This window comes from Streptosporangium sp. NPDC023963 (genome assembly GCF_040639135.1).
Classification (GTDB): domain Bacteria; phylum Actinomycetota; class Actinomycetes; order Streptosporangiales; family Streptosporangiaceae; genus Streptosporangium.
In genome coordinates, this window is sequence record NZ_JBEZZK010000015.1 from 25661 (window position 1) to 51793 (window position 26133).

The following is a 26133-nucleotide window of genomic DNA, read 5'->3' on the forward strand; positions in this document are numbered from 1 at the left end:
CCGGCAGGCACCGCCACATCATCCGAGTCGACACGGAGGTATCCGATGAGTGATCCAGAAGCGGGCGAGACCGGGCTGGGCCCGGTGGGCCAGCACATCGTCTTCGAGAACGAGCTGGTCAGGGTATGGCAGATCGAGCTGGAACCGGGCCAGACCCAGCCCCTGCACCGGCACGACCACCCGTACCTCGTCATCGCGGTCGAGGAGGCCATCAACGTCATCGAGACCGCCGACGGGCAGCTGATCGACGCGCCGGAGCCGCGCGGCTCGGTGATCTTCAGGGATCCGGGCGCGGTGCACAAGCTGACGAACGTGGGAGAGACGAGATACGTCTCGCGCCTGGTGGAGCTGAAGAATGGCTGACCGCCCGTCCCTCGGCGAGCGGCCTGTCCCGCCCCCCGGTGGACGTCCCGCACCGCCCTCCGGTGGACGTCCCGCACCGCCCTCCGGTGGACGTCCCGCACCGCCCTCCGGTGGACGTCCCGCACCGGCACCCGACGAGCGGTCCCCGTCGGCCGGCGACGAGCGGCCCGCTCCGGTCGTCGTGGCCGGCGCGGGGCCCGTGGGGCTCATCACCGCGCTGGGGCTCGCCCACCACGGCCTCCCGGTGGTGGTGCTCGAGGAGGACGAACGGCTGTCCCCGGACACCAAGGCCGGCTCGCTGCTCACCCGCAGCCTGGAGATCCTGCACCGGTACGGGGCGCTGCCCCCGGTGCTGCGCGCCGCGCTGCGCGTCGACGAGATCGGCGAGTTCGAGCGTGCCACGGGCCTGCCCAGGTTCCGGGTGCGTACGGACGCGCTGGCCGGGGACACCCGGTTCCCGTTCCTCGCCAACATCCCGCAGCACCACCTGGAGCCGGTGCTCCGCGACGAGCTGGAGCGCAGGGCGCCCGGCGCCCTGCGCATGGGACACCGCGTGACCGGTTTCCGGCAGGACCAGGACGGGGTGGAGGTGACCGCCGAGACGGCCTCGGGGCGGCAGGTGGTCCGCGGGTCGTTCCTGCTGGGCTGCGACGGCGGGCGGTCGTCCATCCGGGGGGCGCTCGGGGTGACCGTCGAGGGCCGGACGCTGGAGGAACGGTACGTGCTCGTCGACCTGGAGGTCGACCTCGACGTCGAGACCCCGCGCGACTATCCCTACCTGGGTTACTTCTCCGACCCGGAGGAGTGGGTGGTCGTGGTGCGCCTGCCGCACTGCTGGCGCTTCGTCTACCCGCTCAAGCCGGGCACGCCGGAACCGGACGAGGCGGAGCTGCGGGACAGGGCGCTGCGCTTCCTCGGGGAGGTGGGCCCCTCGCGGCTGGTCGGCTGCAACGTCTACCGCGTCCATCACCGGATCGCGAGCCGCTGGCGTGACCACCGGGTCTTCCTGCTCGGGGACGCCGCCCACCTGATCACGCCGATGTGGGCCCTCGGCCTCAACACCGGGGCGCTGGACACCTCCAACCTGGCGTGGCGCCTGGCGTGGGTGCTGCGGGGGTGGGCGGACGACCGGCTCCTGGACGGGTACGAGCGCGAGCAGCTCCCGGTGGCCTCCCTGGGCTCGGGCAAGATGGCCGAGGCGGCCCGCGCCGTCATGGCCCATCGCGGTGCGGATGTCACGGCCATGACGGAGGGCGGCTGGGGAACCGCCCAGACGCGCACGCTGCTGGGCGTGCGGCTCGACGTGGACGGCACCGGCGACTGGGGCATGGTCAAGACCGGTGACACCCCCGCGCCGGTGCGGGGCGGCGACCGCGCCCCGGACCTGCCGCTGTTCGGCCCCGCCGGGGAGGTCCACCCGCACGACCTGTGCGCGGACTCCTTCGTGGCGCTGTACTTCACCGACGCCCGGCGGGCTCCCCTGGTCCCGCCCCCCGACTCGCCCGCGCTGCGGCAGTACGTGGTCAGCAGGTGGGACGTGCCACCGGGCTCGGAGCTGCGCGACCGGCTCCTGCTCGACCCCGGCGAGCGGGTCCGCCTGCGGTTCGGCGTCCCCGAGGACACCCTGGTGCTGCTGAGGCCCGACGGGCACGTCGTCGCGATCAGGCCGTTCGCCCCCCGGGGAGGCGAGGGCCTCGCCGAGGACCTCTACACGGCCGTCACGGACAGGCTCCCGCCCGCCCCCTCCCCCGTACGCTAGCCGCGTTCCCGGCCCGCACCGGGGTCCCGCCGTCGCGAGACCCCGTGCGGGTCGCCGGGCACGGGGGTCCTAGAAGACGCGCTCCCTGACGGCGTTGGCCATGCCCGGGTCGTCGGCGAAGACGCCGTCGACACCGAGGGAGTAGAGCCTCTCCAGCCAGCCCATCACGTTGCCGGTGGCGCGCGGGTAGGCCGGGCTCGCCGGGTTGCCGAACCGGAAGTCCACCGGGAGCTGCGAGTTCTCGTTCCTGACGGTCCAGGTGTGGACCTTCAGACCGGCCCGGTGGGCGTCCCGGACGAGCGGGGTGGGCGGCAGGAGACGGCCGTCGGGGCCGGTGGGCACGATCCGCCTGGTGTCGACGCCGACGCCGTCCGCGTAGCCCGCCACGTCGCGGAGCCCGGCGGAGGTGACCATCGTGTCGTAGGTGCGCGGGTCTCCGGCGGCGACCCAGTCGTACGGGGCGCCGGTGGCGGTGATGAGCTGGATGAGGGGCAGCTTGGTCCGCTTGCTCAGCTCGCGCAGGTTGGCGGTCTCGAAGGACTGGATGAAGACCGGGTCCCGGCTCCCGCGCCAGCCGTGCCGGCCGAGCACGTCGAGCAGCGGCTCCTCCAGGGAGAGCCCGATGGAGTCGAAGTAGGTCGGGTGCTTGGTCTCGGGGTAGACGCCGACCCCGCTCCGCTTGGCGAGCGCGACGACCTCGTCGAAGGTCGGGATCTCCGCGAGGCCGTTGAAGGCGGTGTTGTCCGGACGCAGGTCGGGAACGCGCTCTTCGGCCCTGAGCGTCTTCAGCTCGGCGAGCGTGAAGTCCTCGGTGAACCAGCCGGTGACCGGGTTGCCGTCGATGGTCTTCGTCGTCCGGCGCGCCGCGAACTCGGGGTGGTTCTCGACGTCCGTGGTGCCGCCGATCTCGTTCTCGTGCCTGGCCACCAGCACGTGGTCCTTCGTCGAGACCAGGTCGGGCTCGATGTAGTCGGCGCCGAGCGCGATCGCGGTCTCGTACGAGAGCAGGGTGTGCTCGGGCCGGTGCGCGCTGGCGCCCCGGTGGCCGATGATGACGGGTTCGCGACCGCGCGGCTCGGCGGTGGCGGGTTCGGGTTGTTGCAGCACAACGGCGACGGTACCGGTCGCGAGGACCGCCAGCGCCGCGGCCAGAAGCCTACGGATCATGTTCAGGAACGTAAGCCGCCCGGATGACCATTGGAACAACGACTCGCGAAGGGAACGGGACGTGCGGGCGGCCGATGATCCGTCCTGCCCCGGAAGGCGGGCGGCCGGTGACGCGCGCCGCCCCGGAGAACGGGCGGCCGATGATCCGTCCCGCCCCGGAGAACGGGCGGCCGGTGACGCGCGCCGCCCCGGAGGGCGGGTCCGGGCCTTCCGGGCGCCTCCGGCCTCCGGCGGGTGGCGGGGAACCGTCTCAGCCGCCGTCGGAACCTCCCCCTTCGGCCCGTCTCACCTCGTCGTCCACGTCATGACCGGCGAGGTCGGCGTTCATGAACTGCGGGGTGCGGGGAAGGCTGAGGTGCAGTTCGGCCTCGGTGCCGATCCGCAGCGTCGCCCGCCGCACCGTGACGTCGATCACGTGGCCGCCGCCGGCGCGACCGGCGTCCAGGAAGTGCAGGTGGTAGCCGGCGACCGCGATCCCCTGCGCGTAGTCCGGGGTGCGGAAGCCCGCGATGGTGCCCTCGACGTCGGTGAAGGTGGTCAGGCGCTGGTCGCGGGTGGCCTCGACCAGGGGCGGGTAGGGCCGGTGCTGCCTGGCCACCGTGCGGGTGGTCACCCGCGTGAACAGCCCGTCGAGACGCACCGCGTAGAAGAGGTTGCGTCCGGCGGCGAGACCGTCGCACAGCGACTCCAGCTCCGCGCGCGACGTGCCGGGGGCGACCTCGGCCTCCCGGTCGGCGTGGAAGAAGGTGACGGCGGCGAAGGGGGTCTTCTCCCCGGGGTCGGCCGGGACGGCGGTGCCGTCCGACCGGAGATGGTGGAACCGGCCGTCGAACCCCACGAGCTCGCCGTCCAGCCCGTTGAAGGTCCCGAGCCCGAAGTCCCCGTGGCGGCGCAGCTCGCCGATGGTGAGGTCGCCCTCGTACACCCCGTCCAGCAGCGCGTCCATCGTGGACGACTGGAAGATCTCGCGGGCTCGGCCGGGATCCCGGTGCAGGCCGCCTCCATCGTCGCGGTGCGCGAGGAAGACGCGCACCAGCCCGTCCAGAAGGCCGTGACGTCCGCTGTGTCCACTGCGTCCACGGCGTCCGCGGTGTCCGTCCATCGTGCCGTCACCCCTCCCGGGAGGATGTCACTCGAACGACTCCAGCCGCAGAATCGCCCCGAGGCTCTCGTTGTCGCCGTAGTCGACCGGCACCTCGACGACGACGGGACCCGGCGTGTCGAGGGCCCGGCGGAGCACCGCGGGGAGCTCGTCCGCGCTGGTCGCCCGCATCCCGGTCGCGCCGAAGCTCTCGGCGAAACGCACCGTGTCGATCGGGCCGAAGTCGACCCCCGACGTCCGCCCGTACTTCAACCGCTCCTGGAAGGCGACCATGTCGTAGGTGCCGTCGCGCCACACCAGATGCGTGAGGTCGGCGCCGACGCGCACGGCGGTCTCCAGTTCCATGGCGGAGAAGAGGAAGCCTCCGTCGCCGGAGACGGACACCACCCTGTGACCCGGCCGCACCAGCGCCGTGGCGACGGCCCAGGGCAGTGCCACGCCGAGCGTCTGCTGGCCGTTGGAGAACAGCAGGCCGCGCGGCCGGTAGGTCCGGAAGTGACGGGCCATCCAGATGTAGTGGGAGCCGACGTCGCAGATCACGGTGGTGTCGTCGTCGACCGCCTCACGCAGGGCCCGGACGATCCGCAGGGGATGGATCCGGCCCGGAGGGGACTCGGCGGGCGCGGTGTCCAGGTCGGCGAGCCTGGCGCGCAGCCTCGCGACACGGGCCACGGCTCCGGGTACGAGGGCCAGCCCGTCCAGCCGGTCGGCCAGCGCCGTCACGGTGGCCGCCACGTCGCCGCGCAGCTCGACCGACGGCCGGTAGTGATTGTCGATCTCCGCCGGGCGGTCGTCCAGGTGGACGATCTCCGGTCCCGCCCCGGGGCCCGGGTTCCACAGCCCGGGATCGTACTCGACGTGGTCGTACCCGACGGCGAGGACGAGGTCCGCCTGGGCCAGCGCCTCGTCCCCCGGCTGGTTGCGGAACAGGCCTACCCTGCCGAGGAAGCGTCCCTCCAGCTCACCTCGCGGCACCACCCCGGCGGCCTGGAAGGTCTCCACCACCGGCAGCCCGGTGCGCGCCATCAGGGCGCGCACCGCCTCGGCCGTGACCCGGTCGCCGGTCCGGGCGCCGAGCAGCACGACCGGCGTCCGCGCCCGCCTGACGGCGTCCGCGGCCCGGTCCACCGCCTCCGGAGGGGCGGGCCCGAGCCGCGGCACGTCCGGCGCCCCGGCGGGGGACTCCGTGGTGGCGTCACCGAGGAGGTCCTGCGGGAGGATGACGGCCACGGCCCCGCGGGGCGAGGTGGTGGCCGCCCGGTAGGCGTTCGACACGACCTCGGGCAGGGCGGCCACGTCGTCCACCTCCCAGGCGGCCTTGCAGACCGCCCGGAGCAGGCCGGCCGAGTCCATCGACTGGTGCGTCCGCTTCAGCCGGTCGGCGCGGGGCACCGCCCCGGCGAACGCGATGACCGGGTCGCCCTCCGTGGTCGCCGTCGCCAGGCCGGTGGCCAGGTTGGAGGTGCCGGGCCCGGAGGTCACCAGCACCACGCCGGGCCGTCCGGTGAGCCGGCCGGCCGCCGCCGCCATGAAGGCGGCGTTCTGCTCGTGGCGGCACACCACCAGTCGTGGTTCGGCGCCGACCAGGGCGTCGAACACCGCGTCGATCTTGGCGCCCGGGATCCCGAAGACGTACTCGACCCCGGACCGCTCCAGGCAGCCGACCAGGAGATCCGCGCCCGTGGCGGGAACCCGCCTCACGAGCCGTCGCGCCGTCGCGACCATGGCCGCCTCCCCGTCCACATCGCGAGGAGTCCCGGTGACACGGGGTTGTCGTCGCGAAGAGAGTCGCAAAGAGAATGGAATGACGGCCACCCTGGATCCGGGTGAACGTGATGCCGCACGGCGTGCCGCCGATCGCGGCTCCGCCCTTCGGTCGTCCGGTGGCGGCCCCGTCCCACGCTACGCGCCCGCCAGGAAAGCCACAAGAGGCCGCTTCACCCTGCTGACCAGGGGTTTTACGGCGTACGGATCAGGCCAGGGAAGGCGATCCCTCGGCCGGGCGGGGCTCGCCCGCGCCGGACGGCGCGACCGGGCGCCCGGCCAGGAACCCGGCCGCCAGCTGCAGGCCGCACGCGCCGAGCCCGGCCAGCAGCGGCAGCGTCCAGCCGCCCGAGAGCTGGTGGAGCGCGCCGATCAGGAGCGGTCCGAGCGCGGCCAGCGTGTAGCCGACGGACTGGGCGACGGCCGACAGCGCGGTGACCGAGACCGGGTCGGGCGCGCGGAGCGTGATGATGAGCAGGGCCAGCGCGATCGAGGCGCCCTGCCCCACCCCAAGAACGATCATCCAGAGCCACGGCAGGGCGGCGGGGGCGATCAGCACGCCGAGGTATCCGGCGATCGTGAGAACGGTCGCGGCGGTGACGTACGGCACCTGCGACCGGGCCCGGCCCGCAAGCACCGGGACGGTCAGCGTGGCCGCCACCTGGGCCAGGTTGGTGAGGCTGAGCATGTATCCGGCCTGGTCGGCGGGGAGTCCCGCGTCCTTGAAGATCGTCGGTATCCAGGCCAGCATGATGTAGAAGGTCAGCGACTGCAGGCCCATGTAGACGGTGACGTACCAGGTCACCCGGCTGCGGAGCAGCACGGCGAACGGCCTGGGCGCGACCTCCGGCCGGGCGGGGCGGCGCAGTGCCTGGGGCAGCCAGAGCGCCGCCGCGGCCAGTGCCGGGATCGCGGTCATCGCCGTCACCTCGCGCCAGCCGAGCCCGGTGGCCCGCTCGATCGGGACCACCGAACCGGACGCCACCGCGGCGCCCAGCACCAGGCAGGAGACGTAGACCGCGGTGAACGGCCCGATCCGCGCGGGGAAGTGCTGCTTGACCACGCCGGGCATCGCGACGTTCATCACGGCGATGGCCGTGCCGGCGACGGCCGCGCCCGCGTAGAGGGCGGGGACGCTTCCCGTGCTGCGCAGCGCCACCCCGGCCGCCAGGATCAGCAGCCCGGCCATGAGCGTGCGGTCCAGGCCGAAGCGGCGGGCGAGCAGGGGGGCGAGCGGGCCGAGGACGCCCAGGCAGACCACCATGACCGTGGTGATCGCCCCTCCCCCGGCGGCGCTCAGCCCGAGGTCGTCCATGATCTCGTCCAGTACCGGGGAGATGCCCGCCAGCGCGGGCCGCAGGTTGAGCGCCGCGAGCACGAATCCCGCGATGAGCAATACCCGCGACATCCACGACACCCGTGACACACCGACTCCCCGCTCGAACATTGCCCAACTCTCCCATAAGCCTCACAGCGCACCATCAGGGGAGGTTATTCAACACGTCAGAGCTCGCCAGAGCCCGCCGGAGTCCGTCAGCAGGGAGTCAGAAGGGATCGGAAAGGATCAAAAAGGATACGTCGCGATATTTCCTTGCATCGTCACCCAGCGGGTCTCGGTGAAGGCCTCGATGTTGGCCCGTCCCCCGCCGAAGCGCGAGCCGGTGCCCGACGCGCCGACCCCGCCGAACGGGGCCACCGCCTCGTCGTCCACCGTCTGGTCGTTGACGTGCACGATCCCGGTGGGAACGAGGTCGGCCAGCGCCAGGCCGCGCATCGCGTCGCGCGTCAGGATGCCCAGCGACAGGCCGTACTCGCTGTCGGACGCCAGCGCGGCGGCCTCCTCGATCGTGGAGAACGGCACGACGGGCGCGACCGGGCCGAACACCTCCTGGACGTACGCGGGAGAGTGCGCGGGCAGGTCGGCCAGGACCGTGGGCCGGTAGAAGAGGCCCTCGTAGGTGCCGCCCGCGGCCAGCCGCGCCCCGGCGTCGACGCTCGCGGAGACCAGGCCGTGGACCTTGTCCCGCTGGCCGGCGTCGATCAGCGGGCCGAGCGCGACCTGCCCGCCCGCCGGGTCACCGACCGGCAGGTGGTCCGCCTTCTCCGCGAGCCGCGCCACGTACTCCTCCGCGATCGAGGAGTGCACCAGGTGGCGTCCGGTGGTCATGCAGATCTGCCCCTGGTGCAGGAAGGAGCCCCAGGCGCCCGCCGAGACCGCGAGGTCCAGGTCCGCGTCGTCCAGGACGATCAGCGCGCTGTTGCCGCCGAGTTCCAGGTGCGCCCGCTTGAGCAGCCGCCCGCACGCCTCGCCGACCGCGCGCCCCGCCGAGGTCGAGCCGGTGAAGGAGATCACCCGTACCAGCGGATCGCCGACCAGCGCCTGACCCGCCACCACGCCTCCCGGCAGCACGTGGAGCAGCCCGGGCGGCAGTCCCGCCTCCTCGAAGACGCGGGCGACGGCGACGCCCCCGGAGACGGCGGTACGCGGGTCGGGCTTGAGGATCACCGCGTTCCCCAGGGCGAGCGCCGGGGCGACCGAGCGGATGGCGAGGACCAGCGGGAAGTTGAACGGGGCGATCACCCCGACCACCCCGGCGGGCACGCGGCGGGCCAGGCTGAGCCGCCGCTTGACGGTCGGCAGGATCTCCCCCAGCGGCTGGGACGCCAGCGCGGCGGCCTCGTGGCACTCCTGGGCGGCGACGTGCGTCTCCACGCCCGCCTTGGGGCGGATCGACCCGGCCTCGCGGACCAGCCAGTCCTGGATCTCCTCCGCGTGCTCCTCGAACAGCCTCCCGGCCCGCCGCAGCACGGCCGCCCGCTCCTCGAACGAGGTCGCCGCCCACTCCCGCTGTGCCCGTACGGCGCGCACGGCCGCCGCCGCCACGTCCTCGGCCCCGGCCACGCCGACCCGGCCGAGCTCCGCGCCGGTGGCGGGCTCGACCACGGCCGCGTCACCCGCGTGCGAAGTGATCCAGCCATCCCCGAAAACCTGCCCGGTCCACGTCTTGGCGTCCATCAGCGGCATAGCGTCTCCTTTGTCATGTCCGGCTGCACACCGACGGCGTCTCCTCGACGACCACGGTCTCGGCCGCAAGACGCAGGGCCGGCTCGTGCAGGGCGTGCGCGGCGCGCAGCGGCGCCCGGTTCACCCTCGCGGTCGCGATCGCACCGACCGCGTCACCCGGCCCCGCCGTGGTGCGACCAGCGGGGAGAACGCGATCGCGCCGGTCAGGAGACCGGCCGTGACGGCTGGGGGGCGGCGCACAGGACCTCCCGAAGGGAAGAGCGTGAGGGGTGACGTTCGTTATCCGAACAATGATTCTCCGGACGAACGGGGCATATCGCGGAAGTTACGCCGCCGATGTCAAGCGTGTCAAGGAACCGCGATCCGCAGAGTTGACCGTCCGGACGGCGGGTCAGTATGTTCATTGAGAGAACATCCGTTCGTATGACGAACATACGTTCCGGTGGCCGCGACCCCCGGGCGCCGGAGCACCGGGCGGACAGGAGTTTCCGATCGTGAACGACGTCTACATCCTCGACGCGGTCCGCACGCCCATCGGCCGGTACGGCGGGGCTCTGTCGGGCGTCCGCCCCGACGACCTGGCCGCGCACGTCGTCCGCGCGCTGGCCGACCGTGCCCCCGCCCTCGACCCCGCCGCCATCGAGGACGTGTTCTTCGGCGCGGCCAACGGGGCGGGCGAGGACAACCGGGACGTCGCGCGGATGGCCGTGCTCCTGGCCGGGCTGCCGGTGACGGTGCCCGGCACGACCCTCAACCGGCTGTGCGGCTCCGGCCTGGAGGCGGCGATCGCCGCCTCCCGCGCGGTGGCCGTGGGCGACGCGTCCCTGGTGGTCGCCGGAGGTTCCGAGTCGATGAGCCGGGCGCCGTGGGTGATGCCCAAGCCCGCGCGGGGCTTCGACCGGGGAGAGCGGACCCTGCACGACACCGCCCTCGGCTGGCGCATGGTCAATCCCCGGATGCCCGCCGAGTGGACGGTCGCCCTGGGCGAGGGCGCCGAGATCCTCGCCGACCGCTACGACATCGGCCGCGAGGCCCAGGACCGGTTCGCGCTGCGCAGCCACCGGCGCGCGGCGGCGGCCTGGGAGCGCGGCGTCTTCGACCGCGAGGTGATACCCCTCGACGCCCTCGGCCACGACGAGTCCGTCAGGGCCGACTCGACCGAGGAGTCGCTGGCCGGCCTGAAACCGGTCTTCCGCCCCGGCGGCACCGTCACCGCGGGAAACGCCTCCCCGCTCAACGACGGCGCGGCCGCTCTGCTCGTCGGCGACGAGGCGGGGGCCGCCCGGTCAGGGCGGGCCCCGCTGGCCAGGATCGTCTCCCGCGCGGTGGCCGGCGTCGAGCCGCACCTGTTCGGCATCGGGCCGGTCGACGCGGCCCGTACGGCCCTCAAGCGGGCGGGCGTCGGCTGGTCCGACCTGAGCGTGGTCGAGCTCAACGAGGCGTTCGCCGCCCAGTCGCTGGCGTGCCTCGCCGAGTGGCCCGATCTCGACCCCGAGATCGTCAACGTCAACGGCGGCGCCATCGCGCTCGGCCACCCCCTCGGCTCCTCGGGGGCGCGTATCCTCGGCACCCTCGCCCACGAGCTGCACCGCCGGGGCGGCGGGTACGGTCTGGCCGCCATCTGCATCGGCGTCGGCCAGGGACTCGCCGTCGTCCTCGAGGGGATCGGTTCCTGAGCGGCCATGACCGGCGTCCGAACCACCCGGAGGTGGACATGACCTCTCCCTCTCCCTCGAGCGGCGGCCCGGTCTCCGGCCTGTTCTCCGGGATGTTCGCCAGGGGCGAGGCCGCGGCGGAGGTGTCGGACGTCGCGTGGCTGGCCGCCATGCTGGACGTCGAGGCCGCGCTGGCCGGCGCGCAGGCCGCGCTCGGCCTGGTCCCCGCCGAGGTGCCCGCCGCGCTGGCGCGGGCCTGCCGCCCCGGGCTCTACGACGTCGCCGAGCTGGGCGGCAGGGCCGCGCGGACCGGCAACCCCGTCATCCCCCTGGTCGCCGCCCTGCGGGAGCGGATCGAGCCCGGCCTGCGGGGGTTCGTCCACTACGGCGCCACCAGCCAGGACGTCAACGACACCGCCGCCATGCTGGTCGCCCGCCGCGCGCTGGCACCGATCCTCGCCGACCTGTCCGCCTGCGCGGACGCCTGCGCGCGACTGGCGGCAGGCCATCGCGGTACCGTCATGGCCGGACGCACCGTCCTGCAGCACGCCGTGCCCGTCACGTTCGGGCTGAAGGCGGCGGGCTGGCTGAGCGCGCTGGACCGCTCTCGGTCCTGGCTGGCGGAGGTGCCGCTGCCGGTCCAGTACGGCGGGGCGGCGGGCACCCTGTCGGTCCTCGGCGAGCGGGGCCACGAGGTGCCGCCGCTCCTGGCGGCCGGGCTGGGACTGGCCGAGCCGCTCGTCCCCTGGCACACCGACCGGACCCCGGTGGCCCGGCTGGCCTGCGCGCTCGGCACCGCGGCGGGGACGCTGGGCAAGGTGGCGAACGACGTGAAGCTGCTGGCCCAGACCGAGGTGGCGGAGGTCGCCGAGCCCACCGGCCCCGGCCGGGGCACCTCAAGCGCGATGCCGCACAAGCGCAATCCGGTGGGCTCGATGTCCGTGCTCGCCTGCGTCCAGCGCGTCCCCGGGCTGGTCGCCTCGATCCTGGACGGCATGGTCCAGGAGCACGAGCGCGCGGCGGGCCCCTGGCAGGCCGAGTGGGAGACGCTGGGCGAGCTGCTCCGGCTCACCGGCAGCGCCGCCTCCTGGCTCCGCGAGGTGCTGGAGGGCCTGACCGTCGACCCCGCCAGGATGCGCGCCAACCTCGGGGCGACCCGCGGGCTGCTGATGGCCGAGCAGGTCGTCGTACGGCTCGGGGGCACCCCGCAGGCCCGGCGGCTGGTGGACGCCGCCTGCGCCCGCGCCACCGAGGAGGGCACGGAGCTGCGGGAGGTCCTGCTCGCCGATCCCGGCGTCTCCCTGACCGCCGGGGAGATCGACGCGGCCCTCGACCCGGCGGGCGCCCTCGGCTCCGCCGCCGCCTTCGTCGACCGGGCACTCGCCGCCCACGAGAACCTCGCGGGAGCCGGCGGATGAGCGAACGGGACACCGGGGAGAGACGAACGGCACGAACGGACGGGAGAGCGGGCGGATGAGCGGGGAGACCGCGGGAACGAACGGCACGAACAGGCAGATCAGCGGGGAGACCGCGGAGACGAACGGCACGACCGGATGGGCGGCCGGGGACGCGACGCGCCGGGCCGTACTCGGCGACGAGCACGTGGACCGCGCCGTCGCGGGCACCACCCCGTTCACCGCGGACTTCCAGGAGTTCATCACCACGTACGCGTGGGGTGAGATCTGGACCCGTCCCGGCCTGGACCGGCGCACCCGCAGCTGCATCACGCTGGCCATGCTCGCCGCGCTCGGGCACGAGCACGAGCTGGCCATGCACGTGCGGGCGGCGCTGCGTGTCGGGCTGACCGAGGAGGAGATCAAGGAAGTGCTGCTGCAGACCGCGATCTACGCGGGCGTGCCCGCCGCCAACCGGGCGTTCGCGGTGGCACGGGCGGCGCTAGAGTTCGACCGGAGTGAGGAGGGCGGGGATGGTCGAACCGGTTGACCGTGGCTCGGACCACGTGCAGTCGCTGGCACGCGGGCTCTCGGTGATCAAGGCGTTCAGCGCGACGAGCCCCGAGCTGACGCTCAGCGAGGTGGCCCGCGCGACCGGCCTGACCAGGGCCGCGGCCCGGCGGTTCCTGCTCACGCTCGTCGACCTCGGCTACGTCAGGACCGACGGGCGGCTGTTCGCGCTCTCCCCCCGCGTCCTGGACCTCGGGTACGCCTACCTGTCCAGCCTCTCGCTGCCCGAGGTGGCCGAGCCGCACCTCGAACGCCTCGTCGCCGAGGTGCACGAGTCGGCGTCGGTGGCGGTGCTCGACGGCGAGGACGTCGTCTACGTGGCCCGGGTGGCGACCAGCAGGATCATGCGGGTGACCATCAACATCGGCACCCGTTTCCCTGCGCACTGCACCTCGATGGGCCGGGTGCTGCTGGCCTGGCTGCCGCCCGGCGACCTCGACGCCTACCTCGGACGGGTCGAGCTCCACAGGTTCACCCCGAAGACGATCACCTCTCCCGCCGCCCTCGGAGCCGAGCTCGACAGGGTGCGCGCCCAGGGCTGGGCGATGGTCGACCAGGAGCTGGAGGAGGGCCTGCGCTCGATCGCCGTCCCCGTCAGGGAACGCTCGGGACGGGTGACCGCCGCGATCAACATCTCCTCCCACGCGAGCCGTACGACCTCCGAGTCCGCCCGCCGCCACCTGCTCCCGCCGCTGCTCGCCACCGCCGCGCGGGTGGAGGCCGACCTGCACGCCTCGGGCGTCAGGGGCAGCGCCCTGTCCCCCCGCTGACCCCGCCGCCGCGGTCGGCGTCGGCACGCCGTACGAGCGCGGCCGGGATCCTCGCGGGCGCGGCGGGCACCACCGCGCTGAACATCGCCGGTTACCTGGACGTGGTCGTACGCGGCCGGCCCGCGAGCGGGCTGCCGGCCCGGGCGGCGGGCGAGCCGGCCGACCGCGCGAGCGTCGCCCCTCTCACCATCCTGCGCCTGACCGACCCGCGCGAGTGGAGCGCGTCGTCCTGGGTGTCCGACATCGTCCCGCACCTCGCCTACGGCCTGACCGCCGCGACCGTGTACGACCGCCTGACCCGGGCCTGACACCTGCGCGAATGTTCGCCCGTGGCAGATCGGATCAAGGAGACGTCACGGGGCGAGCAGCATGTGACGCATGACGATAAAACTCACTAAATACGGACACGCGTGCGTGCGGCTGGAGAAGAACGGGCGGAGCCTCGTCATCGACCCCGGCGCGATGACCCCGGAAGCAGACGCCGTCACCGGCGCCGAGGCCGTACTCGTCACGCACGAGCACTTCGACCACTTCGAACCCGAGCGCCTGCGCGCGGCCGTCGCCGGGGACCCGCGTCTCACCGTCCACACCTGCCCCGGCGTAGCCCGGCACCTGACCGGGCTCGGCGACCGCGTACGGGTCGTCCGCGAGGGGGACATGCTGCCGATCGCGGGCTTCGAGGTGACCGTCGTGGGCGAGAAGCACCACTTCAGCCACCCCGACGTGCCGCCGGTGGACAACGTGGGATTCGTCGTCGACGGGGAGGTCCTCCACCCGGGCGACGCGCTGACCGTCGTCGACGTGCCGACACTGCTGGTGCCCGGCCAGGCTCCCTGGATGACGGTTCCCGACCTGATCGCCTACCTGCGGACGATGGCGCCCCGGCGCGCGTACGCGATCCACGACGGTTTGATCAACGAGTGGGGCGTCAAGGTACTGGAGGGCGTTCTCGCCGGCGAGGCCGAACGACTCGGCGCCGACATCCGGCGCCTCAGGCCCGGCGAGAGCGTCGAACTCTGACTCCCGGATCCAGGGTCACGCGGAAGGGCCAGAATGTGGGCGCGTACCCGCAAGAGTGCTCCGCTTTCGTGCCGTGGCCGGTCGCTCAGGCGCGCTCACGCGGCCACCGCCGACGCGATCATGTCGGCTGCGTTGTCGGCTGCGTTGTCGGCGCCCGCCGAGACCCACTCACCGCGAGTCACCTGGCTGCCTCGCCTCCAAAGCAACGCCCAACCCACGACGAGTCGCGATATAACGCGAAATTTCCGAAGGGTCTTGCCGTGCGCCTCACTCTATACGTAGTCTTATACGTATACGGGATGAGGATGGAACGATGCCCAATAAAACGATCTACGTCTCGGACGACGACCTGCCCCTGTTCCAGCGGGCGCAGGAGCTCGCCGGAGGCAAACTGTCGACGGCGATCAGCGTGGCGCTGCGGCGCTACGTCGAGATGGAGGACGGCCGCCAGGAGGGCTACGACGAGATCATCGTGCAGGTCGGCCAGGGCGGCACGGGCCGCAAGCAGCGCTTCTCCGGGGTGCTGCTCGGCGAGTGGGGACGCACGACGGGCAGCCGGGTGGAGATGTTCCGGGTGTACCGCTCACGCAAGGACAAATACGTCCTGCACGTCGACCGCTCGCCCGACTGGACGGACAGCCTGACGTCGGGAGCCGACAACTGGCTGGAAGGTCTCCTCTCGCGCGGCGCGTGGCGGAGCTATCTCGGCCTGGCCGACTCCAGCTGGGGCTTCGTCCAGGGCGAGTCCACGCTTGAGGTCGTGAACACCTTCCAGGAGCTGCGCGGCAGGATCCCGGACGAGTTCTACGACCTGATCGCCGACATGGCCGAGCGTCCCGCCGTGGAGGACCTCGACATCTAACCCCATCCGACGAACGCAACCGGACGGTCGACAGGCGACCGCCCGCTACCCCGTCACGCCCTCATCCCGCTCATCCCGCTCATCCCGCTCATCCCGCTGTCCCCCGTGCCCTCATCCCGCCGCCCCGACACGAACGAACGAAGGAGAAACCCGCATGCCCCCCGCGATAACGGCCGAAGGGCTGGTCAAGAAGTACGGCGACGTCGTCGCCCTGGACGGGATGGACCTGTCCGTCCCCGAGGGCACCGTGTTCGGCCTGCTCGGCCCCAACGGCGCGGGAAAGACCACGGCCGTACGGATCCTGACCACCCTGTTGAAACCGGACGCCGGCCGCGCCACGGTCGCCGGGTTCGACGTCGTCGCCGACGCGTACCGGCTGCGCGCCCACATCGGCGCCTCCGGCCAGTACGCCGCCGTCGACGACCACCTCACCGGCGCCGAGAACCTGGAGATGGTCGGCCGCCTCTACCATCTGGGCGTCAAACGCAGCAGGCAGCGGGCCCGCGAGCTGCTGGAACGCTTCGACCTGAGCGAGGCGGCCGACCGCCCCGTGCAGGGCTACTCCGGCGGCATGCGACGCCGCCTCGACCTCGCCGGAGCGCTGGTCGCCGCCCCGCCGGTGCTGTTCCTCGACGAGCCCACCACCGGCCTCGACCCCCGGGCCCGCACGAGCCTGTGGGACGTCATCTCCGAACTCGTCGCCGACGGCACCACCGTGCTGCTCACCACGCAGTACCTGGAGGAGGCCGACCGGCTGGCCAGGACGATCGCGGTGGTCGACCACGGCCGGGTGATCGCGCTCGGCACCGCCGACGAGCTCAAGGACCAGGTCGGCGGCGACCGCGTCGAGCTGACCATGACGAGCGCGGCCGACCTGCACACCGCGCGGCGCGTGCTCGCCCCCCTGGCCGTAGGGAACCTGCGGACCGACGACGCGACGCTCCGGCTCACGATCCCGGTCGGCGACGGCACGGCCTCGCTCACCACGGCCCTGGGCCACCTGGCCGCCGAACGCGTCGCCGTACGCGACGCCGGACTGCGGCGGCCGACGCTGGACGAGGTGTTCCTCACTCTCACCGGACGCTCGTCCGCCGACCCCACCACGACGAAGACGAAGGAGCCCACCCGATGAACGCCCTCCAGCTGGCGGTCGCCGACGGCATCACGATCACCAAACGCAACGTCCTCAAGATCAAGCGAGCGCCCGACCTGCTGGGCGGCGTGATCATCCTCCCGATCGTGTTCGTGCTGCTGTTCGCGTACGTCTTCGGCAGCATGATGGCGTTGCCGGGCATGTCGTACCAGGAGTACATGATTCCCGGGATCTTCGTCCAGACGATCGTGACGAGCGCGCAGATCACCGGCTACACGCTCACCCAGGACCTGCAGAAGGGCATCTTCGACCGGTTCCGCACGCTGCCCATGTCCCCGTCGGCGGTGCTGACCGGCCAGACCTCCAGCGACGTCCTCATGAACGTGAGCAGCATCGTCGCGATGGCCCTCGTCGGGCTCGCCGTCGGCTGGCGCATCCACTCGGAGCCGCATCGGGCCGTGCTGGGCTTCCTGCTGCTCCTGCTGTTCTCGTACGCCTTCTCGTGGGTGACCGCGACGGTCGCGCTCGCCCTGCGCAAGCCCGAGATCTTCAACAACATCGCCACCATCGTGTCGATGCCGCTGGTCTTCCTGTCCAACGCCTTCGTCGACAGCACCCGCCTGCCCGGGCCGCTGCGGGTCGTCGCCGAGTGGAACCCCGTCTCCACGGTCGTCCAGGCCGCCCGCGAGCTCTTCGGCAACACCAACGCGGCCATGCCGGTGCCCGCCGCCTGGCCGCTCCAGCACGCGGTGCCGGCGACGCTGCTCTGGTCGGCACTGCTCCTGGTCGTCTTCGTGCCCCTCTCCATCCGGCTGTACAAGAGGGCGGTCAGCCAGTGATCGGGCCCGACGAGACAGGACGGACGACGAAGCGGATGGAACCACGGATACGCGTCTCCGACGGAGAACGCGACAGGGTCGTGCGCCGGCTCCAGCAGGCGTTCGCCGACGGTCGCCTCGGCCCCGGCGAGATGGAGGAACGTCTCGAACGCGCGCTCACGGCGATCTACCACGGCGACCTGCTGCCGCTGATCACCGACCTGCCCGACGACCGGGACAGCCCGGACGCCCCGGACGACGTGCTCCGGCTGACCTCCACGGGCGGACGCATCAAGCGGTCGGGCGACTGGCAGGTCCCGCGCCTGCTGCGCGTCGAGTCCGAGTACGGCGGGGTGCGGCTCGACCTGTCCCAGGCCCTCGTACGGTATCCGGAGATCGACATCGAGCTCCGGCTCCCCTACGGCTCGGCCACGATCGTCCTGCCGTCCGGCGCGACCGCGAACGTCGACGGGGTACGCACCGGGTGGGGCAGCGTGACCTGCGCGCTGCCCGGCCGCGCACGTCCGGGCGCGCTGCACGTTCGGATCACCGGAGAGCTCGAATACGGCCGCCTGCGCGTCCGCACCTCGCGCGAGCGGCCCGGCCCCCGCCGATAAGGCCGCCGGCAGGGCGTCGAGAGCGCGAGCCGCCCGCGCCGGGGTCGCCGATCCGGCTTTCCCGGGGGGTGCGGGCGGCTGTCACGCGGGCCGCCGCCCGCCGGCTCTCAGCGACCGGTGCAGGGCGAGTGAGGAGAGGACGGTCGCGGCTCCCACGAGGACGATCGCCGTGTGCGGGGCGGTCAGCTCGGCGGCGACGCCGACCAGGGCGCCGCCCAGGGCCTGGCCGGTCATCATTCCCGCCGAGGCCAGGCCGAAGGCCTGCCCCCTGACCGCTTCGGGAACCGCGTCCACGAACCACCGCTGCAATCCCAGCTGGCAGACGGCCGACGCCGCCGTGGCGAGCAGCACGATCAGCGCGGCTCCCACGAGTCCCGGCCGGGCGGCGAAGGCGAGCAGGGGAACGCCGGACACGATCGCGAAGGAAAACGCCAGCCGTTCCCGGCCGGCGGGCGAGACGAACCGGCCGACGACGAAGTTGCCGGCCGCCAGGCCGACGGAGGCGGCGGCGAGCGCGAACCCGGCGGCGTTTCCCAGGTAGGGGACCATCATCGCCTCGGCACCCACCACGAGCGAGACCGGCAGCCACTGCGCGAGCAGCAGGCCGCGCACCCGGGGGTCCGCCAGCAGGGCCCGGTTGACCCGCAGCGTCTCCCGTACGGGGCCGTCCCCCTGCGGGTTCGCGGCGCTCGCGTTCCTGGCGGGGAAGTCGGGCAGGCCGTAGCGCAGCACCACGGCCGACAGGGCGGACAGCGCGGCGGTGGCGGCCAGCGCCCCCGCGGGTCCCGCGAGGGCGAGGATGGCGCCGCCCGCCGCCAGGCCGCCGATCTGGGCACCGGCGGCCGTCACGTTCAGCACGGACCTGGCCAGGACGAACGCGTCACCCGGCAGCAGGTCGGGCAGGAGGGCGCTGCGCGCCGCCCCGAAGACGGGCGAGAACAGCCCGGTGGTCAGGACCAGGAGGAGCATCGCCCAGACGGGCAGGCCCGTGAAGGCCAGGAGCAGGCAGGTCACCACCCGCACCAGCTCACCGGCGACCATCAGCGCACGCGGCCGGATCCGGTCGGCGAGCGAGAGCAGGAAGGTCCCGCCGACGATGTAGGGCAGGAACCCCACCATGTACGCCGCCGCCGACAGTCCCGGCGAGCCGGTCCGCGCGTAGACCAGCGCCGACAGGGCCAGCATCTTGACCTGGTCCCCGGCCACCAGAAGGGTGAAACTGCCGAACAGGACACGGAACTCCCGGTTCGCGAAGACCTCCGTATAGGTCGCGCCGCGCTCTTGTGTGGTCATGGACACGATGGTGGGAGGTGTCCGGACGGCTGGCTAAGCTTTCGGATATATCCGAAAGGTCGTCCCGTGATCATCCGCATCGAGGTCACCCCGCAGGACATCATGGCCAGCAGGTTCGCCATCTCCCCCCTCATCGTGACCAAGCACGCGCTCTGGATCCTCTCCGGCAAAAGGGAGGCCGGGGAGTGGCGGTCGTGGGCCGGCAGGATGCGGGAGCCGTACGAGAGGCTGCTGCTCGCGTACCCCGGGCTGAGGCCCATGGTGGCGCTGTTCCGCGAGCGGCGCTACAACGCCGACTTCCCCGCGCCGCCGCCGACCGGGGTGAACACCCCGGTCGAGGCGGAACTCGCGGTGGTGCGCGCCACCCCGGTGGCGCGGGCGCACGCCGAGATCGCCAGAAACCTGGAGGGAATGCCGCGCCTGCCGGGACCCGTCAGGGACGTGCTGTTCTCGCCGGACGTCGTACGGCTGTTCGCCGAGGCGCTGGAGGCGATCTGGGAGGAGATCGTGTCCCCCGCGTGGCCGCGCTTCCACGCGATCCTGGAGCGGGACGTGGTCCAGCGGGCGGGCCGCCTGGCGACCTACGGCTGGGCGGCGGCACTGGACGACCTCACCCCCCGGGTCCGCTGGCGTCCCGACGGTGTCATCGAGGTGCTCTCCAGGGACGCGGACGAGACCTGCCGGCTCGACGGGCGCGGACTGCTCTTCGTGCCGACCGTGTTCCCCACCGGGATCGGCTTCTACCTGGAGACCCACTGGCCGTACGCGATCAGCTATCCGGCCCGGGGCACCGGCATCCCGCCCGAGACGCCGGACGGCCTGGCCGGACTGATCGGCAGGACCAGGAGCCGCCTCCTGCTGGAGCTGGCGACCCCGGCGACCACCACCCAGCTCGTGACCCTGCTGGAGCTGAGCCTGGGCACCGTGGGCGGCCACATCTCCGCCCTGCGCAAGGCGGGCCTGGTCACCGGGAGCCGCACCGGCCGGGGCGTCCTGTACCACCGCACCGCGCTGGGCGACTCCCTGGTCAGCCCCTCGGGACTCCGGCCCTGAGGAACCGGCCGCGGACTTCCCGGCGAGACGAGGCCGGAGCGCCGCGAGCGGTTCAGGGGGTGCCGCGATACCCGGCGGCGCGCAGCCGCGCGGCGATGCCGTCCAGGCCACAGGGATCGGCCCAGCGGGAGGCCGGATCGATCTCCTCCATGCCGCCGATCACCCGCAGCCCCCTGCCGAGGAGCGCTCCCTGCGGATGGGTCGTGTAGATCGGCGTCCCGGCCGGGAGAGCCGCCCGGTCCTCGACCACGGGCCACTCCTTCCGGGTGTCCGGGTAGACGAACAGCAGGACCCTGGTGCCCTCGGGCACCCCCCTGCGGAAGTCGGCCACCGAGTGGACCGGGGTCCGGTCCCGCCATATCCCGCCTTGGAAGAACTTCACGTGGACCAGAGCGGCGGACCGCCCCTTGAACCGCTCGGTCACTCTCACCGGCATCAGCACGTAGTGCGTACGGTCGCCGGGGAGCCCCTCCTCGACGATCGGTCCCGGTACGAAGTCCCCGATGGTTCCCGCGACGACCAGCGGCGTCTTCGCCGCGAGTTCCTCCGGGGAGTTGAGGGGGTCGTAGTCGAAGGCGATCTGCCGGAGCAGTTTGGGGTCCAGCCTCTTGGAGGGGGCCGGAGCACACCTGGACCCGGACTCCGCCGCCGCCCGCGTCTGCGTCGAGGCCGGCGCCGAGGCGGGGGTGGAGGCCGCCGGTGCGCCCGTGCTCCGCGCCACGGGTGCGGGCGCGCCGCAGGCGGTCAACGCGACGAGAGACGTGAGGACGATCAATCGCATGATCATGAGACGTCCGCGGGCCTCGTCCGGTTCAACCCTCCGGAGGCCGCCGGGTCGTGGAGCCGGGCGAGAACCGGCCGAGGGGGGCCTGGACGGCCGTCGTGGAGACGGATGCGGGCGGGCCGGAGCACCGGGGCGCCGGCGGTCCCGGCCGCGACGGCGTGTTCACGTCGCGTGCGACGGGAGCGGGACGCCGGCCAGCTTGGCACACGCGTCGAGGAGGCCGTCCTGCACCTCGGGCGACCGCGCGGCGGGGTGGGCGAAGCGCGGCTCCTGGTGGTGGAAGTAGCCACCGGTCACCATGGCCTCGGGGTCCTGGCTCGTGGCCAGCCACACCTGCGTCACGGGGCCCAGGGAGAGGTCGTCGGGCGCGCCCGGACCCCCCATCTTCGTCGCGACCCAGCCGGGTTCGAGCGCGTTGGACAGCACGTCCGGCCATCGGCGGGCGACCGCGAACGCCAGGACGACGTCCAGCAGCTTGCTGTCCGCGTACGCCCGCGAACCGTCCCAGTTGCGGGTGCTCCACTGGAGGTCGTCCAGTTTGGGGTCCCCGCCGCGATGCATGCCGGAGCTGAGGTAGACCAGCCGGCCGGGTGGGGTGATGAGCGCCGTGAGCAGGTACGGGGCGAGCACGTTGACCGCGAACACGTGGGACAGGCCGTCGGCGGTCTCGATCCTGCTCGGTTCCCGGTATCCGACGGCGGCGTTGTGGATGATCGCGTCGTAGCGGCCCAGCTCGTTGGCCTGGACCGCCACGGACCGCATCCCCTCGATGGTGATCAGGTCTCCGACGACGACGGCCTCCGCCTCCGGCAGCGCGTCGCGCGCGTCGCCGGCTCGGGTGTCGTTGCGGGCGTGCAGCGTGACGTCATGGCCGTCGTGAACCAGCAGCCGGGCGGCCATGAGCCCGAGGCCGTCGGTGGAGCCGGTGATCAGAATGCGCGCCATGAGAACGATCCCCTTTGCAGAACATGCTGGTCGTTAACTACCCAGGGGAGGAGAGCACACGCCGTCGAACGCACATCAAGCCAGGTCAGGACCCGGTCAGCCGCCTCCTGATCGCCTCAGACGCGCTGGACGGCCCCGTCGGACAGCGCCACGACGGTGACGCCGAAGTCGTGGATGGTCGCCGACAGCTCGCCGGGCGAGAGGCCGGGGGCCACGACGACGAGGGAGCCGCGCATCAGCGCCAGCCCGATCAGGGTCGTCATGGCCAGGCTGCACCGCAGGGGCCAGGTCACCAGCAGGACGTCGGACTTCCCCAGCTCGGCGCCCTCGTCGAGCACGTTCATCCGCACGATCAGGTCGTGGTGGGTGAGCACGCCCCCGTCGTCGACCAGGAGGGCGGGCTGCACCGCCGGGTCGAGGAAGGGCAGCGGGACGGGCTCCAGGAGCAGCAGGTCGGCGAAGTCGACGGTGTCACGGGCCTGGCCGAACGCGATCACCTGCCGGACCCGCGAGTCCTCCACGGCCCGCAACGACGCGTCGGCCAGGGGCGGGGTGGTGATGAGCAGCCGCGCGTCCCACTCGGCGAGCAGGTCGGCCATCTCCTCGCATCCGGAGGCGATCGGCGCCGCCACCCCTCCCGCCGCGATGACCGTGTGCACCGCCAGCGTCTGGGCCACCGCGCTGTCGACGTGGATCCCGGCCACCTGGCGCCGCCGGGCCCCCCGCCTCACCAGGCCCGACGCTCCCCGCGTCACCTCGGCGGCCAGCCGGCGGTAGCCGTACACCACCCCGGCGCCGAGGTCGATCAGTGCGGGCCGGTCACCTCGACCGTGCGCGTAGCCGAACACCGCTTCGGTGAGGGTGCAGCTGGTGGACGGAGAGGTGGGTCTCATTCCGCCGACGGTAGGGCCGCTCGATCCGCGCGGGCATCCGCAGATGTATGTAGATGACTGTGTATTCGGCCCCTCCTCCAGGACGGGTATTCGGCCTCTCCTCCAGGACGGCACCCCGTTACCCCTCGGGTGGTTGTCCGGTCTCCCCTCGGGTAGCGCCCCGTTCCCCCTCGGACGGCGCCCGGTTCCCCCTCGGTTGATGCCTGGTCTCCCCTCGGGCGGCGCCCGGTCCGCGGGCCCCGACGCCGCGGCCGAAAAGGAGAAACCAGGAGAAGAGCCTGGAAAGGCGATGGGCGGGCCCGAGCCCTGCGCGACTCGAGCCCGCTGTCGCATGACCCATGGCCCAAGCCCCCACCCCTCCGAGGAGACCTCGGCCATCAAGCGGGGACACGCGACGTCCGCGACGTGCTCGACCGAGACGCCCGGGATGGTGTGGACCTACCGTCCCGGACCGGAACTGTGGCCGGCGCGGTGCGGAAGGCTGGACGTCATCGGTCGAACACCAGGAAAACGTACGGCGCGCGGCGGGTACGACACATGCTCCGGACTGCGTATCCCGGGATGTATCTTCACCCCCGCGAATGTGTAGTCCGGAGTATGTAGCCCTCACCGGCGCCGGGTGAGGCGTGTGAGCAGCCGCGCCGGTCAGGAGCGGTTCTGCTCGATGACCCAGGTGGCGACCTGCGTCCGGGAGGAGAACCCGAGCTTGGCCAGGATGTTGGCGACGTGCCGGGCCGCGGTGGCGGGACTGATCACCAGTTCGTCGGCGATGGCCTTGTTGCTCATCCCCCTGGCGATCAGCTCGGCGATCTCCCACTCCCGGCAGGTGAGCGTGGTCATGGGGGCGACGACCGGATGCTTGCCGAGCAGCAGGGGCGTCTCGTAGGGCTCGTCGAACTGCAGCGCGTAGCGGACCGCCTGCTCCTGGGACATCTCCTGGCCGTGCGCCCACAGCTGCGCGACCAGCGCGTCGCCGAGGCGCACCCGGGCGGGCTGGAGCAGCTCCTCCATCCGCGCCCCGAACCCGGGCGGCAGCACGGCGTCGCCCATCGCGCTCCTGATCGCGGCGGAGGCCCCGGCCAGGCGCACCGCCCGGCGGTCGTCCTCCTCGGCGAGCGCGAGCTGCGCGAGCGTCTCGATGCGGCGGGCCACGCCGAGCCGCTGGCCGGTCCCGATGCAGAGCCGCAGGCTCTCGATCAGCCTGCCCCGCGCGGTGGGGAGGTCTCCCTGGGCCAGCGCGATCCGGCCCAGCCCCGACAGGCAGGTGATGGCCTGCCAGTGGGCGGTGATGTCCTGGAGCATGTCGAGGGCGCGCTCGTAGTGGGCGCGGGCCTCCGCCAGGTCGCCGCGGAGCCAGGCGACCTGGGCCAGGCCGATGAGGGCGACCGGCGCGGCCCAGTGGTTGTCGAGCTCGTGGGCGATGGCGAGCGCGGCCTCGAAGGACCGCTGTGACTCCTTCGCCCTGCCCTCGGACAGCGCGAACGTGCCCTCCATGGACCGGATGACCGTCTCGTGCCAGGGGTCGTCGACCGTGCGTACGGCCTCCAGCGCGTCGTCCAGCAGGGACCTGGCCCGCTCGGGGCGCCGCTGGTAGATGGCCACCCAGGCGAGGATGGCGAGCGCGCCGCTGAGCGGTCCGTACAGGCCGGCCTCGCGGCACAGGCCGACCGCTGCGGCGCAGGCGATCTGCGCGGTGTCGGGGTCGCCCTGCCCGAAGGCCACCTGCCCGCGCAGCGCGAGCGCGTCGCCGCGCACGGACGGCGTCAGGTCCTCGGGGGCGGCGTCGAGCAGGCGGTCGAGCCACTTGTCGGCCGGGGTGAACCTTCCCCCGGCGATGATCGGCCAGCGCAGCAGGACGAGGAGGCGCAGCGCGCTCTCGGGGTCGCCCGCGGACTCGACCGACCAGCGCACCGCCGCCCACACGTTGGTCTGGAGCTCGTCCAGCATGACGAGCATCGGACAGATCTCGGTCCAGGCCGGGCGGGGGCTCCGGACGATCGTCCGGTGGATCCGGGCCGCGATCTCGATCATGTGGTCGCGGTGCAGCCGCCGGAACTCGGGCTCCTCGCCCGAGGCGTCGAGCTGCTCGGTGGCGTACTCGCGGATCGTCTCCAGCATGCGGTAGCGAGTCTCGCCCGCCACCTCGGCGTCGGCCAGGACCAGCGACTTGTCGACCAGGTCGCAGAGCACCCCCAGGACGTCCTCGGCCCACAGCGCGTTGCCCGCGCAGACCTGCTCGGCCATGTCGAGAGTCCACCCGCCGGTGAAGACCGCGAGCCGGCGCAGGAGGATCCGCTCGGGCTCGTTGAGCTGCTGGTAGCTCCAGTCGACGGTCGCCCTGAGCGTCTGCTGCCTGGCCGGGGCCGTCCTGTCGCCCGCCGACAGCAGCCGGAACCTGTCCCTGAGCCTGGCGTTGATCTGCTCCACGGTCAGCACCCTGCACAGGGCGGCGGCGAGCTCGATGGCGAGCGGCATCCCGTCGAGCGCCTCGCAGAGCCCGGCGATGTCGGCCGCGTTCTGCTCGGTGACGGAGAAGGCCCGCGAGGCGGCGGTGGCGCGGTCGGCGAAGAGGCGCACCGCCTCGCTGGTGCCGAGGTCGTGGCCGTCGCTCCTGGGCAGGGTGAGCGGCGGCACCCGCCACACGGTCTCCCCCGCCACCCGGAGCGGCTCGCGGCTGGTCGTGAGCACGCGTACGTCGGGACAGACGGTGAGCACGGCGCGGCAGAACCTCGCGGACTCCTCGATGAGCGACTCGCAGTTGTCCATGACCAGCAGCAGCCGCCGGTCGCCGAGCGCGTCGATCAGGGTGTCGGCCAGCGCGCGGGACGGCTCGGGCTTGACCCCGAGCACGGCGGCCACCCGGGGCTCGATCTGGTCGCCGCGCACCGCGTCGGCCAGCTCGACCAGCCAGACCCCGTCGGGGAACTCCCCCGCCACCTGGCCGGCGACCCGGACCGCCAGCCTGCTCTTGCCGATGCCGCCCGCCCCGCAGAGCGTCACCACCCTGGCGACGCCCAGCAGGTCGGTGAGCTCTTCCACGTCGGCTTCACGCCCCACGAAGCCGTTGGGTTCGAGGGGGAGGTTGCCTCCGGTGAAGGAGGAGTGTGCGGTGTCCTGGGTCATCGGCTCTTAGAGAGGTCGCGGATAGAACCGTCACAGAAAGTGTGACATCAATTACCGAACCAT

23 protein-coding genes are annotated in these 26133 nt (G+C 72.8%); 13 read left to right on the forward strand and 10 right to left on the reverse strand.

Annotation, left to right across the window (positions count from 1 at the left end):
* The first annotated feature begins 45 nt into the window (after window positions 1-45).
* Window positions 46-363, forward strand: coding sequence for a hypothetical protein (locus tag AB0F88_RS33385; protein ID WP_362693348.1), 318 nt, complete (start codon window positions 46-48; stop codon window positions 361-363).
* Window positions 356-2122: an FAD-dependent monooxygenase gene (locus AB0F88_RS33390; RefSeq protein WP_362693351.1), complete on the forward strand. Its 1767-nt coding sequence runs from the start codon at window positions 356-358 to the stop codon at window positions 2120-2122. The genes AB0F88_RS33385 and AB0F88_RS33390 overlap by 8 nt, the downstream gene beginning before the upstream one ends.
* Before the next feature lie 69 nt (window positions 2123-2191).
* On the opposite strand, the gene AB0F88_RS33395 is transcribed toward AB0F88_RS33390, so the two are convergent.
* From AB0F88_RS33395 to AB0F88_RS33415, 5 genes are all read right to left on the reverse strand, one after another.
* Complete coding sequence (locus AB0F88_RS33395) at window positions 2192-3289, reverse strand: glycerophosphodiester phosphodiesterase (RefSeq protein ID WP_362693354.1); 1098 nt, start codon at window positions 3287-3289, stop codon at window positions 2192-2194.
* A gap of 250 nt (window positions 3290-3539) precedes the next feature.
* Window positions 3540-4322 (reverse strand): acetolactate decarboxylase, encoded by a 783-nt coding sequence (gene budA / locus AB0F88_RS33400; RefSeq protein WP_362693357.1) that lies wholly within the window; start codon window positions 4320-4322, stop codon window positions 3540-3542.
* Between the two features lie 96 nt (window positions 4323-4418).
* Window positions 4419-6116 (reverse strand): acetolactate synthase AlsS, encoded by a 1698-nt coding sequence (gene alsS, locus AB0F88_RS33405; RefSeq protein WP_362693360.1) that lies wholly within the window; start codon window positions 6114-6116, stop codon window positions 4419-4421.
* 247 nt (window positions 6117-6363) lie between these two features.
* Window positions 6364-7563, reverse strand: a complete 1200-nt coding sequence (locus tag AB0F88_RS33410; protein ID WP_362693363.1) for an MFS transporter — start codon at window positions 7561-7563, stop codon at window positions 6364-6366.
* A gap of 156 nt (window positions 7564-7719) precedes the next feature.
* The gene (locus AB0F88_RS33415; protein WP_362693366.1) at window positions 7720-9180 is read right to left on the reverse strand and encodes a benzaldehyde dehydrogenase; all 1461 of its coding nucleotides are present in this window, start codon (window positions 9178-9180) and stop codon (window positions 7720-7722) included.
* Window positions 9181-9674: 494 nt separating this feature from the next.
* On the opposite strand from AB0F88_RS33415, the gene AB0F88_RS33420 reads away from it, so the two are divergent.
* The 10 genes from AB0F88_RS33420 to AB0F88_RS33465 all read left to right on the forward strand — a co-directional run bounded on the left by AB0F88_RS33420 (window position 9675) and on the right by AB0F88_RS33465 (window position 17979).
* Window positions 9675-10856: a thiolase family protein gene (locus AB0F88_RS33420; RefSeq protein WP_362693369.1), complete on the forward strand. Its 1182-nt coding sequence runs from the start codon at window positions 9675-9677 to the stop codon at window positions 10854-10856.
* 38 nt (window positions 10857-10894) lie between these two features.
* Complete coding sequence (gene pcaB / locus AB0F88_RS33425; RefSeq protein ID WP_362693372.1) at window positions 10895-12253, forward strand: 3-carboxy-cis,cis-muconate cycloisomerase; 1359 nt, start codon at window positions 10895-10897, stop codon at window positions 12251-12253.
* A 55-nt stretch (window positions 12254-12308) separates the two neighbouring features.
* A complete protein-coding gene (gene pcaC / locus AB0F88_RS33430; protein ID WP_362693375.1) occupies window positions 12309-12779 on the forward strand; it encodes a 4-carboxymuconolactone decarboxylase in 471 nt (156 codons plus the stop codon).
* On the forward strand, window positions 12763-13569 hold the full coding sequence (locus AB0F88_RS33435) for an IclR family transcriptional regulator (RefSeq protein WP_362693378.1): 807 nt from the start codon (window positions 12763-12765) through the stop codon (window positions 13567-13569). Before pcaC ends, AB0F88_RS33435 begins: the two co-directional genes overlap by 17 nt.
* A 101-nt stretch (window positions 13570-13670) precedes the next feature.
* Complete coding sequence (locus tag AB0F88_RS33440) at window positions 13671-13877, forward strand: hypothetical protein (RefSeq protein WP_362693381.1); 207 nt, start codon at window positions 13671-13673, stop codon at window positions 13875-13877.
* Window positions 13878-13947: 70 nt separating this feature from the next.
* On the forward strand, window positions 13948-14589 hold the full coding sequence (locus tag AB0F88_RS33445; RefSeq protein WP_362693384.1) for an MBL fold metallo-hydrolase: 642 nt from the start codon (window positions 13948-13950) through the stop codon (window positions 14587-14589).
* 313 nt (window positions 14590-14902) lie between these two features.
* On the forward strand, window positions 14903-15451 hold the full coding sequence (locus AB0F88_RS33450; protein WP_362693387.1) for an EXLDI protein: 549 nt from the start codon (window positions 14903-14905) through the stop codon (window positions 15449-15451).
* Window positions 15452-15605: 154 nt separating this feature from the next.
* Complete coding sequence (locus AB0F88_RS33455) at window positions 15606-16583, forward strand: ATP-binding cassette domain-containing protein (RefSeq protein WP_362693390.1); 978 nt, start codon at window positions 15606-15608, stop codon at window positions 16581-16583.
* The gene (locus AB0F88_RS33460) at window positions 16580-17383 is read left to right on the forward strand and encodes an ABC transporter permease (RefSeq protein ID WP_362693393.1); all 804 of its coding nucleotides are present in this window, start codon (window positions 16580-16582) and stop codon (window positions 17381-17383) included. Before AB0F88_RS33455 ends, AB0F88_RS33460 begins: the two co-directional genes overlap by 4 nt.
* Before the next feature lie 35 nt (window positions 17384-17418).
* Complete coding sequence (locus tag AB0F88_RS33465; RefSeq protein ID WP_362693396.1) at window positions 17419-17979, forward strand: DUF1707 domain-containing protein; 561 nt, start codon at window positions 17419-17421, stop codon at window positions 17977-17979.
* Window positions 17980-18060: 81 nt separating this feature from the next.
* On the opposite strand, the gene AB0F88_RS33470 is transcribed toward AB0F88_RS33465, so the two are convergent.
* Complete coding sequence (locus AB0F88_RS33470; protein WP_362693400.1) at window positions 18061-19272, reverse strand: MFS transporter; 1212 nt, start codon at window positions 19270-19272, stop codon at window positions 18061-18063.
* A 66-nt stretch (window positions 19273-19338) separates the two neighbouring features.
* Here AB0F88_RS33470 and AB0F88_RS33475 point away from each other — a divergent pair, with 66 nt between their 5' ends.
* Complete coding sequence (locus tag AB0F88_RS33475) at window positions 19339-20325, forward strand: ArsR family transcriptional regulator (RefSeq protein ID WP_362693403.1); 987 nt, start codon at window positions 19339-19341, stop codon at window positions 20323-20325.
* A 52-nt stretch (window positions 20326-20377) separates the two neighbouring features.
* Here AB0F88_RS33475 and AB0F88_RS33480 read toward each other — a convergent pair whose 3' ends face one another.
* From AB0F88_RS33480 to AB0F88_RS33495, 4 genes are all read right to left on the reverse strand, one after another.
* Entirely contained in the window at window positions 20378-21112 is a 735-nt protein-coding gene (locus tag AB0F88_RS33480) for a hypothetical protein (protein WP_362693406.1), read from the reverse strand.
* Between the two features lie 159 nt (window positions 21113-21271).
* Entirely contained in the window at window positions 21272-22054 is a 783-nt protein-coding gene (locus AB0F88_RS33485; RefSeq protein WP_362693408.1) for an SDR family NAD(P)-dependent oxidoreductase, read from the reverse strand.
* Between the two features lie 116 nt (window positions 22055-22170).
* Window positions 22171-22947 carry an AMP-binding protein gene (locus tag AB0F88_RS33490; RefSeq protein WP_362693411.1) on the reverse strand — a complete coding sequence of 259 codons (777 nt, stop codon included), beginning with the start codon at window positions 22945-22947 and terminating at the stop codon, window positions 22171-22173.
* A gap of 645 nt (window positions 22948-23592) precedes the next feature.
* Complete coding sequence (locus AB0F88_RS33495) at window positions 23593-26070, reverse strand: tetratricopeptide repeat protein (protein ID WP_362693414.1); 2478 nt, start codon at window positions 26068-26070, stop codon at window positions 23593-23595.
* Window positions 26071-26133 lie beyond the last annotated feature (63 nt).